The sequence below is a fragment of the Chromohalobacter canadensis genome (genome assembly GCF_034479555.1).
GTDB lineage: Bacteria > Pseudomonadota > Gammaproteobacteria > Pseudomonadales > Halomonadaceae > Chromohalobacter > Chromohalobacter canadensis.
Genome location: NZ_CP140151.1, coordinates 1745789 through 1759521, shown reverse-complemented (window position 1 = coordinate 1759521; position 13733 = coordinate 1745789). Strand labels below are relative to the sequence as shown.

Here is a 13733-nt window from a genome sequence, read left to right as displayed (position 1 = left end):
AATGGGAGTCGATCGTGACCAAGATAATCGCCTTGACCAACCAAAAGGGCGGCGTTGGCAAGACCACCACCGCGGTCAATCTTGCGGCCTGTCTCGCCGCGCTGGACAGGCGGGTCCTATTGGTCGACCTCGATCCCCAGGGACATGCCACCATGGGCAGTGGCGTCGACAAGCATGAGCTCGAGGGCAGCGTGCTCGAGGTGCTGCTCGACGGACGCCGCGCCAGTGAGGTGATTCTCGATTGCCCCGATGCCGGCTATGCTCTACTACCCGGCAATGGCGACCTGACCGCTGCCGAAGTCGATCTCCTCGATCGTGACGGACGCGAGCGCTGCCTGGGCGATGCTTTGGGAAGCGTGGCCGCAAGTTACGACGTGGTGATCATCGACTGTCCGCCTTCGCTCAACATGCTGACCGTCAATGCCCTGACCGCCGCGGACGGGGTATTGATTCCCCTGCAATGCGAATTCTATGCGCTGGAAGGGCTCTCGGCGCTTCTGGATACCGTCGAGCAGATCCAGGCCAACGTTAATCCCGATCTGAGCATTTTCGGCATCGTGCGAACCATGTACGACGCGCGCAATAGCCTGACGCGCGATGTCAGCAAACAGTTGAGCCAATATTTCGGTGACACCCTGCTCAAGACGACCATTCCGCGCAACGTGCGCGTCGCCGAGGCACCCAGTCACGGCGTACCGGTAACCAAGTATGCGCGTCTGTCGCGGGGGAGCCAGGCACATCGGGTGTTGGCCAAGGAACTGATCCGCCGCCTGGCGCTATGACGCGTCCCGGGCGAGTGGGAGACGAATCGAGGGAATACTTATGACGCGCAAACGCGCACTGGGACGCGGCCTGGATGCCTTGATCGGTGCAGGCGCGCGTCAACGCGAGACACTCGGCGATGACGCCATCGACGGCGATGTCGTGCTGGAACCTGCTCAGGCCCCGGCTGCCAGCGAGGAGCAGGAGCGCTTGATGCGCTTGCCGCTGGGACAACTGAGTCGGGGCAAGTATCAACCACGGCGCGATATTCAGCCCGAGTCGCTCGAGGAACTGGCCGATTCGATCCGTGCCCAGGGCGTCATGCAACCCATCGTGGTTCGACCGATGGGCGAGTCTCGCTACGAGATCATCGCCGGCGAACGACGCTGGCGGGCGGCTCAATTGGCGGAACTCGACGTCATCCCCGCTGTGGTGCGCGAGGTCAGCGACGAGGCCGCCCTCGCCCTGGCGCTGATCGAGAATATTCAGCGCGAAAATCTCAACCCGGTGGAAGAAGCCATGGCGCTGAAGCGTCTGCTCGACGACTTCGAGCTCACGCAACAGCAGGTGGCCGATGCGGTGGGCAAATCGCGCGCGCAAGTGGCGAACCTGCTGCGCCTGTTGAGCCTCGATGAGGAAGTGCAGACGTTGCTAGAGCGCGGCGATCTGGACATGGGGCATGCGCGTGCTCTGTTGACCTTGCCCGCCGCGCGCCAGCGCAGCATTGCGCGTGACGTCGTCGAACGCGATCTGACCGTGCGTCAGACCGAGGCGCTGGCCAAGCAGAACGCCAGCGGCAAGGAGACCACCAAGTCCACGCCAAGCGCATCGAGCAATCCCGATGTGGCGCGGCTCGAAACGCGTCTCGCCGAACTTCTGGGCGCGCCGGTCAAGATTCAGCATGGGGCCTCGGGCAAGGGGCGTGTCACCATTCGCTACACCAGCCTCGACGAACTGGACGGCATCCTGGGGCATATTCAATGATGGGATTCAGCCGCGCGATATATGGTTAGTGTGACAAAATGCCGCAGCAAACGTTTAGCGCGTTAACGTTATTTATCGTCTTTTCGTGCCCCTTTAGTGGTAAAGGACTGCCAGATCGCGCTAAATAGGCTCATGTTCTGTTGAAGGCCACTAGGCCCTCCCCTATAATCCGCCAAGATTTGTCCGGGTGACGACACCAGCAATAAGAGGACGGCAAGACCGACGCCATGCAAAAAACGGCACCGGCCAGGCTCAAGGGCCCACGACTGCTTCCCTTGCTGATGTTGCAGTTGTGCATGGCACTGGTAATGACGGCACCCACGTTGATCTGGCATACGCCTGAAGCGGCGTTATCGACATTGTTGGGCGGCCTGGTTGCCTGGTTGCCCAACGTCTTCTTTGCCTGGCAGACCTTTCGTCATCAGGGAGCGTCACAAGCGCGCAACATCGTAAACAGTTTCTACCGAGCCGAGGCCGGTAAGCTCGGTTTGACGGCGGCATTGTTCATAGCGGTATTCGTAGCCGTGCCTCCCTCAAACCCCGCTTTCTTCTTTGGCGCTTACGTGGTGACGCAGTTGGCGCACTGGCTGGGACCCTGGCTGTTGCATCGACCGTCGCGCACTTGAACTCGAGGCTTAACTCAATGGCAGGCAACAACCCGACGTCTTCGGAGTACATCCAGCACCACCTGCAAAACATGACCTTCGGGTTGCACCCGGAGAATGGGTTGGGGCTGGCACATTCCGCGCAGGAAGCCCAGGAAATGGGTTTCTGGGCCATCCACCTGGATACCATGGGCTGGTCGATCGGCCTGGGGATCTTGTTTTTGTGGGTGTTCCGTATGGTCGCCAAGACCGCGACCACCGGCGTGCCGAGTGGCATGCAAAACTTCGTCGAAATGATGGTCGAGTTCGTCGATAACTCGGTGCGCGAGACATTTCACGGCAAGAGCAAATTGATTGCGCCATTGTCGTTGACGATCTTCTGCTGGATCTTCCTGATGAACCTCATGGACCTGGTGCCGGTGGACTTCCTGCCGATGCTGGCGCAGAAGATCGGTGCCTGGTTCGGGGCTGATCCCGCGCATGTCTACTTCAAGGTCGTGCCGACCACTGACGTCAACGCCACGCTGGGCATGTCGCTTTCGGTATTCGCCCTGATCATCTTCTACAGCATCCGCGAAAAGGGCTTCTCCGGTTTCGTGGCCGAGCTGACGCTGCACCCGTTCAACGCCTCCAATCCGTTCGTCCAGGCCTTGCTGATTCCCGCCAACTTCCTGCTGGAAGCGGTGACGCTGCTGGCCAAGCCCGTGTCGCTGGCACTGCGGCTGTTCGGCAACCTCTACGCGGGCGAGCTGATCTTCATCCTGATTGCCATGATCGGCTTGTGGCAGTTGCCCCTGCATTTCGCGTGGGCGACCTTCCACCTCCTGATCATCACGCTGCAGGCGTTCATCTTCATGATGCTGACGATCGTCTACCTGAGCATGGCGACGGAAAAGCATTAACCGGTTTTCTCAACCCCAACCCCTTAAACCTTGAAATAAACTGGAGTCAATCATGGAAGCACAAGTTCTGGGCATGACCGCTATCGCCGTCTCCCTGCTGATCGGTCTGGGTGCATTGGGCACCGCCATCGGCTTCGGCATTCTCGGCGGTAAGTTCCTCGAAGGTGCGGCACGCCAACCGGAAATGATTCCGCAGCTGCAGGTGAAAATGTTCATCGTTGCCGGTCTGCTCGACGCCGTGACCATGATCGGTGTGGGTATCGCGCTGTTCTTCACCTTCGCCAATCCGTTTGTCGGTTAACTTTGCCGTTTGGCCCATGGGCCACGGTGACATTAACCCCAAACTTGTGATGCGAGAGGTGCTGGCGTGAATCTGAACCTAACCCTGATCGGTCAGGCCATAGCCTTCGCGGTCTTCGTCTGGTTCTGCATGAAGTTTGTATGGCCGCCGGTCATGCAGGCGTTGCAGGAGCGGCAAAAGAAGATCGCCGATGGCCTGGATGCGGCCAGCCGTGCGACTCGCGACCTTGAGCTGGCTCAGGAGCAAGCAGCCGAGCAACTCAAGGAGAGCAAGGAGCAGGCGGCCGAGATCATCGAGCAGGCCCATAAACGGGCCAACCAGATGATCGAGGAAGCGCGTGATAACGCTCGTCTCGAAGGGGAGCGCATGATCGAAAGCGCTCGCGGCGAGATCGAGCAGGAGACGCAGCGTGCGAAGGAAGAGTTGCGGACCCAGGTGGCGACACTCGCCATTCAGGGGGCCGAGCGCATCCTCGACTCCTCCATTGATGAAGCCAAGCATCGTGAGCTGGTCGACAAGCTCGCGGCTGAGCTCTGAGGAGGTGAGGCATGGCTGAAACGTCTACCGTAGCTCGTCCGTACGCCAAGGCGGCGTTCGAATATGCGCGCGATCAAAAGGCGCTTGAAGCCTGGTCCGGACACCTGGCCTCGGCGGCGCAAGCGGTGGTTGACACCGATTTCAACGCCAAGGTGGTGGGCAACCCGAAACTGTCCCGAGGACAGAAGACCGAGTTGTTGCTCGAGGTTTGCGGAGAACTCGATGAGTCTCTTCGCAACTTCCTCCGTACCGTTGGCTCGCGGGGGCGGTTTGCCGCCCTCCCGGCGATCGCCGAGCAGTTCGAGGCATTGCGCGCTCGAGAAGAGAAGCGGGTGGATGTGACCATCGTCTCCGCCTTCGATCTGGATGCCGCACAGCAGGACAAGCTCGCGACTGCGCTGAAGAAGCGTCTCAACCGCGAAATCTCCATTACCACTCAGGTGGACCGTGCGCTGATGGGCGGCGTGATCCTGCGTGCCGGCGACACCGTCATCGACGGTTCGGTACGCGGTCGATTGAACCGTCTACGCGACGCACTTTCCGCTTGAGTTCGAGGGACATGGCATGCAGCAACTGAATCCTTCCGAGATCAGCGACATCATCAAACAGCGTATCGAAAAGCTGGATGTCGCATCCGAAGCCCGCAACGAAGGTACCGTGGTCAGCGTTTCCGACGGTATCGTGAAGATCCACGGTCTCGCCGACGCGATGTTCGGCGAAATGATCGAGTTCCCCGGCAGCATCTTCGGCATGGTGCTCAACCTCGAGCGTGACAGCGTCGGCGCCGTGGTGCTCGGCGACTATCTGCAGCTCGAAGAGGGCATGACCGCGCAGTGTACCGGTCGTATCCTCGAGGTGCCGGTGGGTCCGGAATTGATTGGCCGTGTGGTCGATGCGCTGGGTAACCCCATCGATGGCAAGGGCGAGCTCGACACCAAGATGACCGACGCGGTGGAAAAGGTCGCGCCGGGCGTCATTACCCGTCAGTCCGTCGACGAGCCGATCCAGACCGGTCTCAAGTCCATCGACGCCATGGTGCCGATCGGCCGCGGTCAGCGTGAGCTGATCATCGGTGACCGTCAGATCGGTAAGTCGGCGATCGCCATCGACACCATCATCAACCAGAAAGACAAGGGCGTTACCTGCGTCTACGTCGCCATCGGCCAGAAGCAGTCGACCATTGCCAACATGGTGCGCAAGCTCGAAGAGCATGGGGCCATGGAACACACCATCATCGTCGCTGCCGGCGCCGCTGACCCGGCACCGATGCAGTTCCTGGCGGCGTACTCCGGCTGCACCATGGGCGAGTATTTCCGCGACCGTGGCGAAGACGCTCTCATCGTCTACGACGATCTCTCCAAGCAAGCCGTAGCCTATCGTCAGGTCTCGCTGCTGCTGCGCCGTCCGCCGGGCCGCGAAGCCTATCCGGGCGACGTCTTCTACCTCCACTCGCGCCTCCTCGAGCGTGCCGCGCGTATCAACGCCGATCATGTCGAGAAGCTCACCAACGGTGAGGTCAAAGGCAAGACCGGCTCGCTGACCGCGCTGCCGATCATCGAGACCCAAGGCGGCGACGTCTCGGCGTTCGTGCCGACCAACGTGATCTCGATCACCGACGGTCAGATCTTCCTCGAGACGAACCTCTTCAACTCTGGGGTACGTCCGGCGATCAACGCGGGTCTTTCGGTATCGCGTGTGGGTGGCTCGGCGCAGACCAAGATCATCAAGAAACTGGGCGGGACCGTGCGTCTGGCCTTGGCGCAGTATCGTGAACTGGCTGCTTTCTCACAGTTCGCCTCGGATCTCGACGAAGCGACCCGTAAGCAGCTTGAGCATGGGCAGCGCGTCACCGAGCTGATGAAGCAGAATCAGTATTCGCCGATGTCGGTGGCCGAAATGGCGGTGACACTGTACGCCGCCAACGAAGGTTTCCTGGAAGATATCGAAGTCAACAAGGTGCTGGATTTCGAGAAAGCGCTGCAGGCGTACATGAAATCCGAGCATGCCGAGCTGATCGACAAGATCAATCAGACCGGTAATTACGACGACGATATCAAGCAGGGCCTCAAGTCCGGCCTCGAGACGTTCAAGTCCACTCAGACCTGGTGATGCAAGGCCCGGTGACACCGGGCCGGCAATCCTAGTTGAGCGGCTCGCAAGAGGGTGAGATCGAGATGGCAGCTGCAAAAGAGATTCGCACCCAGATCGGGAGCATCAAGAACACGCAGAAGATCACCAGTGCCATGGAAATGGTCGCTGCGTCGAAGATGCGCAAGGCCCAGGAACGCATGACGGCCAGCCAGCCGTACGCGAAGCTGATCCGTCGCGTGGTGAGTCACATTGCCAAGGCCAACCCCGAGTATCGTCATGAGTACATGATCGAGCGCGAAATCAAGCGCGTGGGGTATATCGTGGTCTCCAGTGACCGAGGCTTGGCCGGTGGCCTGAACGTCAACGTGTTCAAGGCCGTGACGCGCGAAGCCAAGTACTGGCATGAACAGGACGTCGAGGTCGATTACGCGGCTATCGGCTCCAAGGCCAATGTGTTCTTTCGCAACCATGGCGGCAACTTGGTGGCGGGCAAGAGCGGTCTGGGCGAAGCCCCGGCCGTCGAAGACCTGATCGGGAGCGTCAGTGTCATGCTGAAGGCCTTCGATGAGGGGCAACTGGATCGGCTTTACGTGGTGCATAACGAGTTCGTCAACACCATGACTCAGAAGCCGGTCGTACGTCAGTTGCTCCCCTTGGAAGCCGAGGCGGATGATGACGATGAAGAAGAGACACGTGCCAGCGGCAGCTGGGACTACCTGTATGAGCCGGACGCCAAGACCCTGCTCGATCATTTGCTAGTGCGCTATGTGGAATCCCAGGTGTACCAGGCAGTGGTCGAGAATGCGGCCTGCGAACAGGCGGCACGGATGATCGCGATGAAGAGCGCGACTGACAATGCCGGCAATCTGATCGATGACCTGGAGCTGGTCTATAACAAGGCCCGTCAGGCCGCGATCACCCAGGAGATTTCGGAGATCGTCGGCGGCGCCGCCGCCGTATGACGACGCAGGTCCCACCGAGGCTCCCGTATGGGTTGCCTCGGGGCCCAGGCGAAGCAGGTTTCATTTGCAGGTATTAGAGGAACCAACATGAGCGGACGTATCGTACAAATCATCGGCGCGGTGATTGACGTAGAGTTTCCGCGGGACGATGTTCCCAAGGTCTACGACGCGCTGAAGGTCTCCGACACCGAGACCATTCTGGAAGTACAGCAACAGCTGGGTGACGGCGTCGTGCGTGCCATCGCCATGGGCACCACCGAAGGCCTCAAGCGCGGCCTCGATGTCGCCAATACCGGGGCGGCGATTTCGGTGCCGGTGGGCAAGGCCACGCTGGGACGCATCATGGACGTCCTTGGTAATCCCATCGACGAAGCCGGCGACATCGGCGAAGACGAACGCATGCCGATCCACCGCAAGGCGCCGGGCTATGCGGATCAAGCAACGTCCAACGAACTCTTGGAAACCGGCATCAAGGTCATCGACCTGGTGTGCCCGTTCGCCAAGGGCGGCAAGGTTGGTCTGTTCGGCGGCGCCGGTGTCGGCAAGACCGTCAACATGATGGAGCTGATCCGCAACATCGCGACCGAGCACAGCGGTTATTCCGTCTTCGCCGGGGTGGGGGAGCGTACCCGTGAGGGTAACGACTTCTACCACGAGATGAAGGACTCCAACGTTCTCGACAAAGTGTCGCTGGTCTATGGCCAGATGAACGAACCGCCCGGGAACCGCCTGCGTGTGGCCCTGACCGGTCTGACCATCGCTGAGAAGTTCCGTGACGATGGGCGTGACGTGCTGCTGTTCGTCGACAACATCTACCGTTATACCCTGGCGGGCACCGAGGTCTCGGCGCTGCTGGGCCGCATGCCCTCTGCGGTGGGCTATCAGCCGACCCTGGCCGAGGAAATGGGCGTCTTGCAGGAGCGCATCACCTCGACCAAGACGGGCTCAATCACCTCCGTGCAGGCGGTTTACGTCCCGGCGGACGACTTGACCGACCCGTCACCGGCGACCACCTTCTCGCACCTGGACGCCACTGTGGTACTGGCGCGTTCCATTGCCGAGTTGGGCATCTACCCGGCCATCGATCCGCTGGACTCCACTTCGCGCCAGCTCGACCCGCTGACCGTCGGCGAAGAGCACTACAACACCGCACGCGGTGTGCAGGGTGTGTTGCAGCGCTACAAGGAGCTCAAGGACATCATCGCGATCTTGGGGATGGACGAGCTGGCCGACGAAGACAAACTGACCGTGGCACGTGCGCGCAAGATCCAGCGCTTCCTGTCACAGCCGTTCTTCGTTGCCGAGGTCTTTACCGGGGCACCCGGCAAGTACGTCTCCCTCAGGGAGACCATCCGTGGCTTCCAGGGCATCCTCGACGGGGAATACGACGAACTGCCCGAACAAGCCTTCTACATGGTTGGTACTATCGACGAAGCCGTCGAGAAAGCCAACAACATGAAGTAAGGCCATGCCCATTCGGGAGTGGTAGGCACGGCGCCGTTGCGCGCCGTGCCCGACGCTTCCATGAACGAGGAGATAGCGATGGCTAGCTTCCAATGCGACATCGTCAGCGCCGAGAAGGCCATCTTCTCCGGCAGCGCCGAGCAGCTAGTGGCGGCCGGCGTGTCGGGCGATCTGGGTATTCTGCGTGGTCACGCACCGCTGCTCACCGAGCTCAAGCCGGGACCGGTCCGTGTGACGCGTGAAGATGGCGAGGAAGAAGTGTACTTCGTCACTGGCGGCTTCCTGGAGGTCCAACCGGAGGTGGTCTCGGTGCTGGCCGATACGGCCACGCGGGCGCACGATCTCAATGAGGCTGCCGCCGAAGAGGCGCGTCAGGAGGCCTTGCGGTCCATGGGCGACAAGCAGTCCGATCTCGACTACACCCGTGCGGCCGCCGAACTGGCGGAAGCCGTGGCACAGTTGCGTACCATCCAGCAACTGCGTGAGAAGGGCAGCCGCCGCTAGGCGCCGCACGCGATGCCACTGTCCATGAAGGCGACCCACGGGTCGCCTTTTTTTCGTGAATGATATCCGCTAACCGCCTGTCACGGACGTTTACATATCGTGCCGAGACATGACGCATGTCGCTTGGTAGCGCCTTCCGCCCACCGTAGAATACGGCCATCTTCTTTAAGAGATGCATAGGGACGACAGCGATGACGTTAGACGTGGTGATACTCGCCGCCGGCCAGGGAACGCGGATGCGTTCGGCCAAGCCCAAGGTTTTGCATCCGTTGGCGGGTAAGCCGATGGTGACGCATGTGCTGGATACTGCCGAGCAACTGGGCGCGACGCGCACGCACGTGGTGATTGGCCACGGCGCCGAGCAGGTCGAGACCGAACTCGGCGGGCGCGAGGTGCGGTTCGCCTTGCAGGCCGAACAGAAAGGCACCGGCCATGCCGTGGCCCAGGCACTGGAGAACATGGGCGACGGCAAGGTGCTAATCCTTTACGGCGATGTCCCGCTGATCCGCGCCGAGACCTTGGCGGCATTGCTTGCCGAAGTGGATGAGACCCGCTTGGGGCTTCTGACCGTGGAACTGCCTGATCCCAGCGGTTATGGGCGGATCGTGCGTGATGCTGACGGCCGCGTTACGGGTATCGTCGAACATAAGGAGGCCAGCGAAGCCCAGCGCGCCATCACCGAATGCAACACTGGTATCGTTGCCGCCACCGGGGCGCAGCTCAAGCGTTGGTTACCCCGCCTCTCCGCCGAGAACGTTCAGGGCGAGTATTATTTGACCGACATCTTCGCCATGGCGGCGGCCGAGGGCATCGATATCGCCACGGCCGCGCCTGCCTCGGCGCTGGAAGTCGAAGGCGTCAACAATCGCTCGCAGATGGCGGCCCTCGAGCGCGCCTATCAGCGGGACCAGGCCGAGCGTCTGCTGACCGAGGGCGTGGCGCTTGCCGACCCCGCGCGTTTCGATGTGCGTGGCCGTCTCGATTGTGGGCATGACGTCTTCATCGATGTGGGCTGCGTATTCGAGGGCGAGGTGACGCTCGGTGATGGCGTCAGCGTGGGTCCCTATACGCTGATCCGCGACAGCCATATTGCGGCGGAGACGGTAATCGAGGCGCACAGCGTCATCGAAGGAGCCGAAGTGGCTGCGCGCGCGCACATCGGGCCCTTCGCACGTTTGCGTCCCGGCACGCGCCTGGCATGCGACAGCAAAGTGGGTAACTTCGTCGAGACCAAGAATGCCGAGGTTGGCGAAGGCAGCAAGATCAACCACTTGAGCTACGTCGGCGATGCTCGGCTGGGGCGTGGGGTCAATGTCGGCGCAGGGACCATCACCTGCAATTACGATGGCGCCAACAAGCATCTCACCGAGATCGGCAACGACGTCTTCGTGGGGTCCAACACGGCCTTGGTGGCGCCGGTATCGCTGGGCGATGGGGCGACGGTCGGAGCCGGCTCGACCATCAACAAGAATGTCGACGCCGGGGCGTTGGCGGTGGCGCGCCCCCGCCAGACCACGCGTGCGGGATGGCAGCGGCCTCGTAAGTCTTCGTGAATGGCAAAGGGCGGCCTAAGCGGTCGTCCTCTAGGCTTTGAACGAAAACTGCCTGTGCTCGGCCATACGGCGTTAAAAATCAGCTCGTGCGCGAGTCCGATCAAAGTACTCATTTACACCCCGTAAACTCCGTCTTTTCGCTGTTTTTTGCCTTGTCTGGCCATCGCTCGCCGACTTTTCGTGCATAGCCTAACGATCTCCCCCTACTATCGCTTGTGGGAATGAGATTTCTCCTCTCCCGTGCGCCATTTTTCTTCCGCCTGCCGGGTTGTGCTTGACCGGTGATGTCGAATCGCGTTTGATAAGCGTATTGTTTCGTTTCGGAAGATATATCTTTCGTGAAAAAGGATGATATGCCCAAACGCGATACCGCTCAGCGCCGCCATGCCATGCTGGCCTACGTGAATGAGCAGGGTGAAACCAGCGTCGATACGCTTGCCCGCCACTTCACGACTTCCGAAGTCACCGTACGCAAGGATCTCGCCACTCTGGAGAAAAGCGGTCTGCTGTTGCGCCGCTTCGGCGGTGCCGTGCCGCTGCCCAGTGAGATACTGGCGGAAGCCAACGCACCGCTTTCGCCACGAAAGCAAGCGATTGCGCAAGCGGCCAGTGCGCGTATCCGCGCTCACAACCGCATCATCATCGACAGCGGTACCACCACCTCGGCGATGATTCCCGAACTGGGTGGGCGCGAAGGGCTGGTGGTGATGACCAACGCCCTATCGGTAGCCAACGCCTTGCGCGAGGTGGAGCCCGAACCGGCGATCCTGATGACCGGTGGCACCTGGGACCCGCACTCGGAGTCCTTCCAGGGGCAGGTCGCCGAGCAGGTGTTGCGTTTCTACGATTTCGATCAATTGTTCATCGGTGCCGACGGCATCGACCTGGAGCGTGGGACCACTACCTACAACGAATTGCTGGGGCTATCGCGGGTGATGGCCGAGGTCGCGCGCGAAGTCGTGGTGCTCGCCGAATCCGACAAGATCGGTCGGCGCATCCCCAATCTGGAACTGCCGTGGGAACGGATCCATACCCTGATCACCGACGAGGGGCTCGATGCTGATGCCTGTCGGCGGATCGAGGCACAGGGCATCGCCGTCATCCGCGCCGCGGTCAACGAATGAAGACGAGGAGTTCAATATGTGTGGAATCGTAGGGGCTGTCGCCGAGCGTCACGTGCAGGAAATCCTTCTCGAAGGCTTACGCCGTCTCGAGTATCGCGGCTACGACTCGGCGGGCATGTCCGTGCTTTCCGACGATGCGCGACTCAATCGTCAGCGTGCGGCGGGCAAGGTGGCGGCACTGGAAAGCAAACTCGCCGACACGGCGCTCAAGGGCACCCTGGGTATCGCGCACACGCGTTGGGCCACGCACGGCCGCCCCAGCGAGCAGAACGCGCATCCGCACCAATCCGGCGATAGCCTGGCGGTGGTGCATAACGGCATCATCGAGAACCATGAGGCGCTCAAGGGCGAGCTCGAAGCCCAGGGCTACGTCTTCACCTCCGAAACCGATACCGAAGTGATCGCGCACTTGTTGTCGCGCGAGTTCACCCTTTCCCAAGACCTGCTCCAGGCCGTGCAACGCAGCGTGGCATTGCTGGAAGGCGCCTATGCCCTGGCGGTGGTGCACCGTGCGGAGCCCGATGCGATCATCGGTGCGCGCAAGGGTAGTCCACTGGTGGTAGGCGTGGGCATCGGTGAGGCGTTCCTGGCGTCCGACCCGCTGGCGCTATTGCAGGTCACCGACCGCTTCATCTACATGATGGAAGGCGATGTGGTACGCCTGTCCCGGGGCGGTGAAATCGAGCTCTTCGAGGCGAGCGGGGAGCGTGTCGAGCGTCCGGTGAGCATCTTCGAGCATGGCGACGGCGTGACCAGCAAGGGCGGCTATCGTCACTTCATGCTCAAGGAAATCCATGAGCAGTCCCAAGTGATCGCAGCTACGCTGGAAGGCCGTCTCGGCGATCATCAGGTGCTGGTCAACAGTTTTGGGGCCGATGCTGCGTCGCTTTTCGAGGGCGTGCGTCAGGTGCATATCATCGCCTGTGGCACCAGCTACCATGCGGGCATGGTAGCGCGTTACTGGATCGAGAAACTGGCCGGCGTGCCCACACAGGTCGAGGTGGCTTCGGAATATCGCTACCGCGAAGTAGTCGTGCCCGAGGGCACTTTGTTCGTGACGCTATCGCAGTCTGGCGAGACCGCCGATACGCTGGCGGCGCTGCGCTTCGCCAAGCAGCGCGACTATCTTGGCAGCCTGGCAATCTGCAACGTGCCGGGCAGCTCGCTGGTGCGTGAATCGGATCTGACCTTGATGACGCAGGCCGGCCCCGAAATCGGCGTCGCTTCGACCAAGGCGTTCACCACCCAACTGGTGGCGCTGCTGCTGCTGGCCCTGGCGCTGGGTCGCGTGCGGGGCGCCAATGGCGAGCATGCGCCGCTTGTTCAGGGACTCAGGGAGTTGCCCGGGGTCATCAACCAGGTGCTGGCCCTGGATGGCGAGATCGAGCAGTTGTCGATGGCGTTTGCCGAGAAGCATCATGCCTTGTTCCTGGGGCGTGGTGCGCACTTTCCGATCGCCCTGGAAGGGGCGCTCAAGCTCAAGGAAATCTCCTATATCCATGCCGAGGCCTATCCGGCGGGCGAGCTGAAGCACGGGCCCCTGGCGCTGGTCGACAGCGAGATGCCGGTGATCGCCGTGGCACCCAACGACGAATTGCTCGAGAAGCTGAAATCCAATCTTCAGGAAGTGCGTGCCCGCGGTGGCGAGTTGTTCGTGTTCGCCGACGAGAGCATTCGCATGGAGACCAACGAGCACCTGCACGTGTTGCGTGTGCCGGCGGTCAGCGAGGCGTTGGCGCCCATCGTCTACACCATTCCGCTGCAATTGCTGGCCTATCATGTCGCCGTGCTCAAGGGCACCGATGTCGACCAGCCGCGCAACCTGGCCAAGTCGGTGACCGTGGAATGATGCGACATTTTGTCGGCTGGGTTATTTTGTTAGCGTGCTATAAAATACATTCCGGTTCTTAACGCCGGGCGCCGCCGCGCCCGGCGGCGATCAAG

Annotated in this window: 14 protein-coding genes; all 14 read left to right on the top strand. The window is 61.2% G+C overall.

Annotation, left to right across the window (positions count from 1 at the left end):
• The first annotated feature begins 14 nt into the window (after window positions 1-14).
• The 14 genes from SR908_RS08395 to glmS all read left to right on the top strand — a co-directional run bounded on the left by SR908_RS08395 (window position 15) and on the right by glmS (window position 13638).
• On the top strand, window positions 15-782 hold the full coding sequence (locus tag SR908_RS08395) for a ParA family protein (protein WP_040240256.1): 768 nt from the start codon (window positions 15-17) through the stop codon (window positions 780-782).
• A 40-nt stretch (window positions 783-822) separates the two neighbouring features.
• Window positions 823-1746, top strand: coding sequence for a ParB/RepB/Spo0J family partition protein (locus SR908_RS08390; RefSeq protein ID WP_097021496.1), 924 nt, complete (start codon window positions 823-825; stop codon window positions 1744-1746).
• A gap of 227 nt (window positions 1747-1973) precedes the next feature.
• The gene (locus tag SR908_RS08385) at window positions 1974-2372 is read left to right on the top strand and encodes an ATP synthase subunit I (protein ID WP_246923261.1); all 399 of its coding nucleotides are present in this window, start codon (window positions 1974-1976) and stop codon (window positions 2370-2372) included.
• Window positions 2373-2389: 17 nt separating this feature from the next.
• Window positions 2390-3253 carry a F0F1 ATP synthase subunit A gene (gene atpB, locus SR908_RS08380; RefSeq protein ID WP_097021494.1) on the top strand — a complete coding sequence of 288 codons (864 nt, stop codon included), beginning with the start codon at window positions 2390-2392 and terminating at the stop codon, window positions 3251-3253.
• Between the two features lie 52 nt (window positions 3254-3305).
• The gene (atpE, locus tag SR908_RS08375; protein WP_011508579.1) at window positions 3306-3554 is read left to right on the top strand and encodes a F0F1 ATP synthase subunit C; all 249 of its coding nucleotides are present in this window, start codon (window positions 3306-3308) and stop codon (window positions 3552-3554) included.
• Window positions 3555-3620: 66 nt separating this feature from the next.
• Window positions 3621-4091: a F0F1 ATP synthase subunit B gene (locus SR908_RS08370; RefSeq protein WP_040240267.1), complete on the top strand. Its 471-nt coding sequence runs from the start codon at window positions 3621-3623 to the stop codon at window positions 4089-4091.
• Window positions 4092-4102: 11 nt separating this feature from the next.
• Window positions 4103-4639, top strand: a complete 537-nt coding sequence (locus SR908_RS08365; protein WP_040240270.1) for a F0F1 ATP synthase subunit delta — start codon at window positions 4103-4105, stop codon at window positions 4637-4639.
• 16 nt (window positions 4640-4655) lie between these two features.
• Window positions 4656-6200 (top strand): F0F1 ATP synthase subunit alpha, encoded by a 1545-nt coding sequence (gene atpA, locus SR908_RS08360; protein ID WP_040240271.1) that lies wholly within the window; start codon window positions 4656-4658, stop codon window positions 6198-6200.
• Window positions 6201-6265: 65 nt separating this feature from the next.
• Window positions 6266-7144 carry a F0F1 ATP synthase subunit gamma gene (atpG, locus tag SR908_RS08355; RefSeq protein WP_040240273.1) on the top strand — a complete coding sequence of 293 codons (879 nt, stop codon included), beginning with the start codon at window positions 6266-6268 and terminating at the stop codon, window positions 7142-7144.
• A gap of 87 nt (window positions 7145-7231) precedes the next feature.
• Window positions 7232-8608, top strand: coding sequence for a F0F1 ATP synthase subunit beta (gene atpD, locus SR908_RS08350; RefSeq protein ID WP_246923264.1), 1377 nt, complete (start codon window positions 7232-7234; stop codon window positions 8606-8608).
• A gap of 78 nt (window positions 8609-8686) precedes the next feature.
• On the top strand, window positions 8687-9112 hold the full coding sequence (locus SR908_RS08345; protein ID WP_040240278.1) for a F0F1 ATP synthase subunit epsilon: 426 nt from the start codon (window positions 8687-8689) through the stop codon (window positions 9110-9112).
• Window positions 9113-9303: 191 nt separating this feature from the next.
• On the top strand, window positions 9304-10665 hold the full coding sequence (gene glmU, locus SR908_RS08340; RefSeq protein ID WP_246923267.1) for a bifunctional UDP-N-acetylglucosamine diphosphorylase/glucosamine-1-phosphate N-acetyltransferase GlmU: 1362 nt from the start codon (window positions 9304-9306) through the stop codon (window positions 10663-10665).
• Window positions 10666-11003: 338 nt separating this feature from the next.
• Window positions 11004-11789 (top strand): DeoR/GlpR family DNA-binding transcription regulator, encoded by a 786-nt coding sequence (locus tag SR908_RS08335; RefSeq protein ID WP_246923269.1) that lies wholly within the window; start codon window positions 11004-11006, stop codon window positions 11787-11789.
• Between the two features lie 16 nt (window positions 11790-11805).
• Window positions 11806-13638, top strand: coding sequence for a glutamine--fructose-6-phosphate transaminase (isomerizing) (glmS, locus tag SR908_RS08330; protein WP_246923272.1), 1833 nt, complete (start codon window positions 11806-11808; stop codon window positions 13636-13638).
• Window positions 13639-13733 lie beyond the last annotated feature (95 nt).

What these genes read in the sequence shown, in the direction of transcription:
- SR908_RS08390 (WP_097021496.1), top strand. Translation starts at nt 823, where the DNA reads ATGACGCGCAAACGCGCACTGGGACGCGGCCTGGATGCCTTGATCGGT.
- SR908_RS08385 (WP_246923261.1), top strand. Translation starts at nt 1,974, where the DNA reads ATGCAAAAAACGGCACCGGCCAGGCTCAAGGGCCCACGACTGCTTCCC.
- atpB (WP_097021494.1), top strand. Translation starts at nt 2,390, where the DNA reads ATGGCAGGCAACAACCCGACGTCTTCGGAGTACATCCAGCACCACCTG.
- atpE (WP_011508579.1), top strand. Translation starts at nt 3,306, where the DNA reads ATGGAAGCACAAGTTCTGGGCATGACCGCTATCGCCGTCTCCCTGCTG.
- SR908_RS08365 (WP_040240270.1), top strand. Translation starts at nt 4,103, where the DNA reads ATGGCTGAAACGTCTACCGTAGCTCGTCCGTACGCCAAGGCGGCGTTC.
- atpA (WP_040240271.1), top strand. Translation starts at nt 4,656, where the DNA reads ATGCAGCAACTGAATCCTTCCGAGATCAGCGACATCATCAAACAGCGT.
- atpG (WP_040240273.1), top strand. Translation starts at nt 6,266, where the DNA reads ATGGCAGCTGCAAAAGAGATTCGCACCCAGATCGGGAGCATCAAGAAC.
- atpD (WP_246923264.1), top strand. Translation starts at nt 7,232, where the DNA reads ATGAGCGGACGTATCGTACAAATCATCGGCGCGGTGATTGACGTAGAG.
- SR908_RS08345 (WP_040240278.1), top strand. Translation starts at nt 8,687, where the DNA reads ATGGCTAGCTTCCAATGCGACATCGTCAGCGCCGAGAAGGCCATCTTC.
- glmU (WP_246923267.1), top strand. Translation starts at nt 9,304, where the DNA reads ATGACGTTAGACGTGGTGATACTCGCCGCCGGCCAGGGAACGCGGATG.
- glmS (WP_246923272.1), top strand. Translation starts at nt 11,806, where the DNA reads ATGTGTGGAATCGTAGGGGCTGTCGCCGAGCGTCACGTGCAGGAAATC.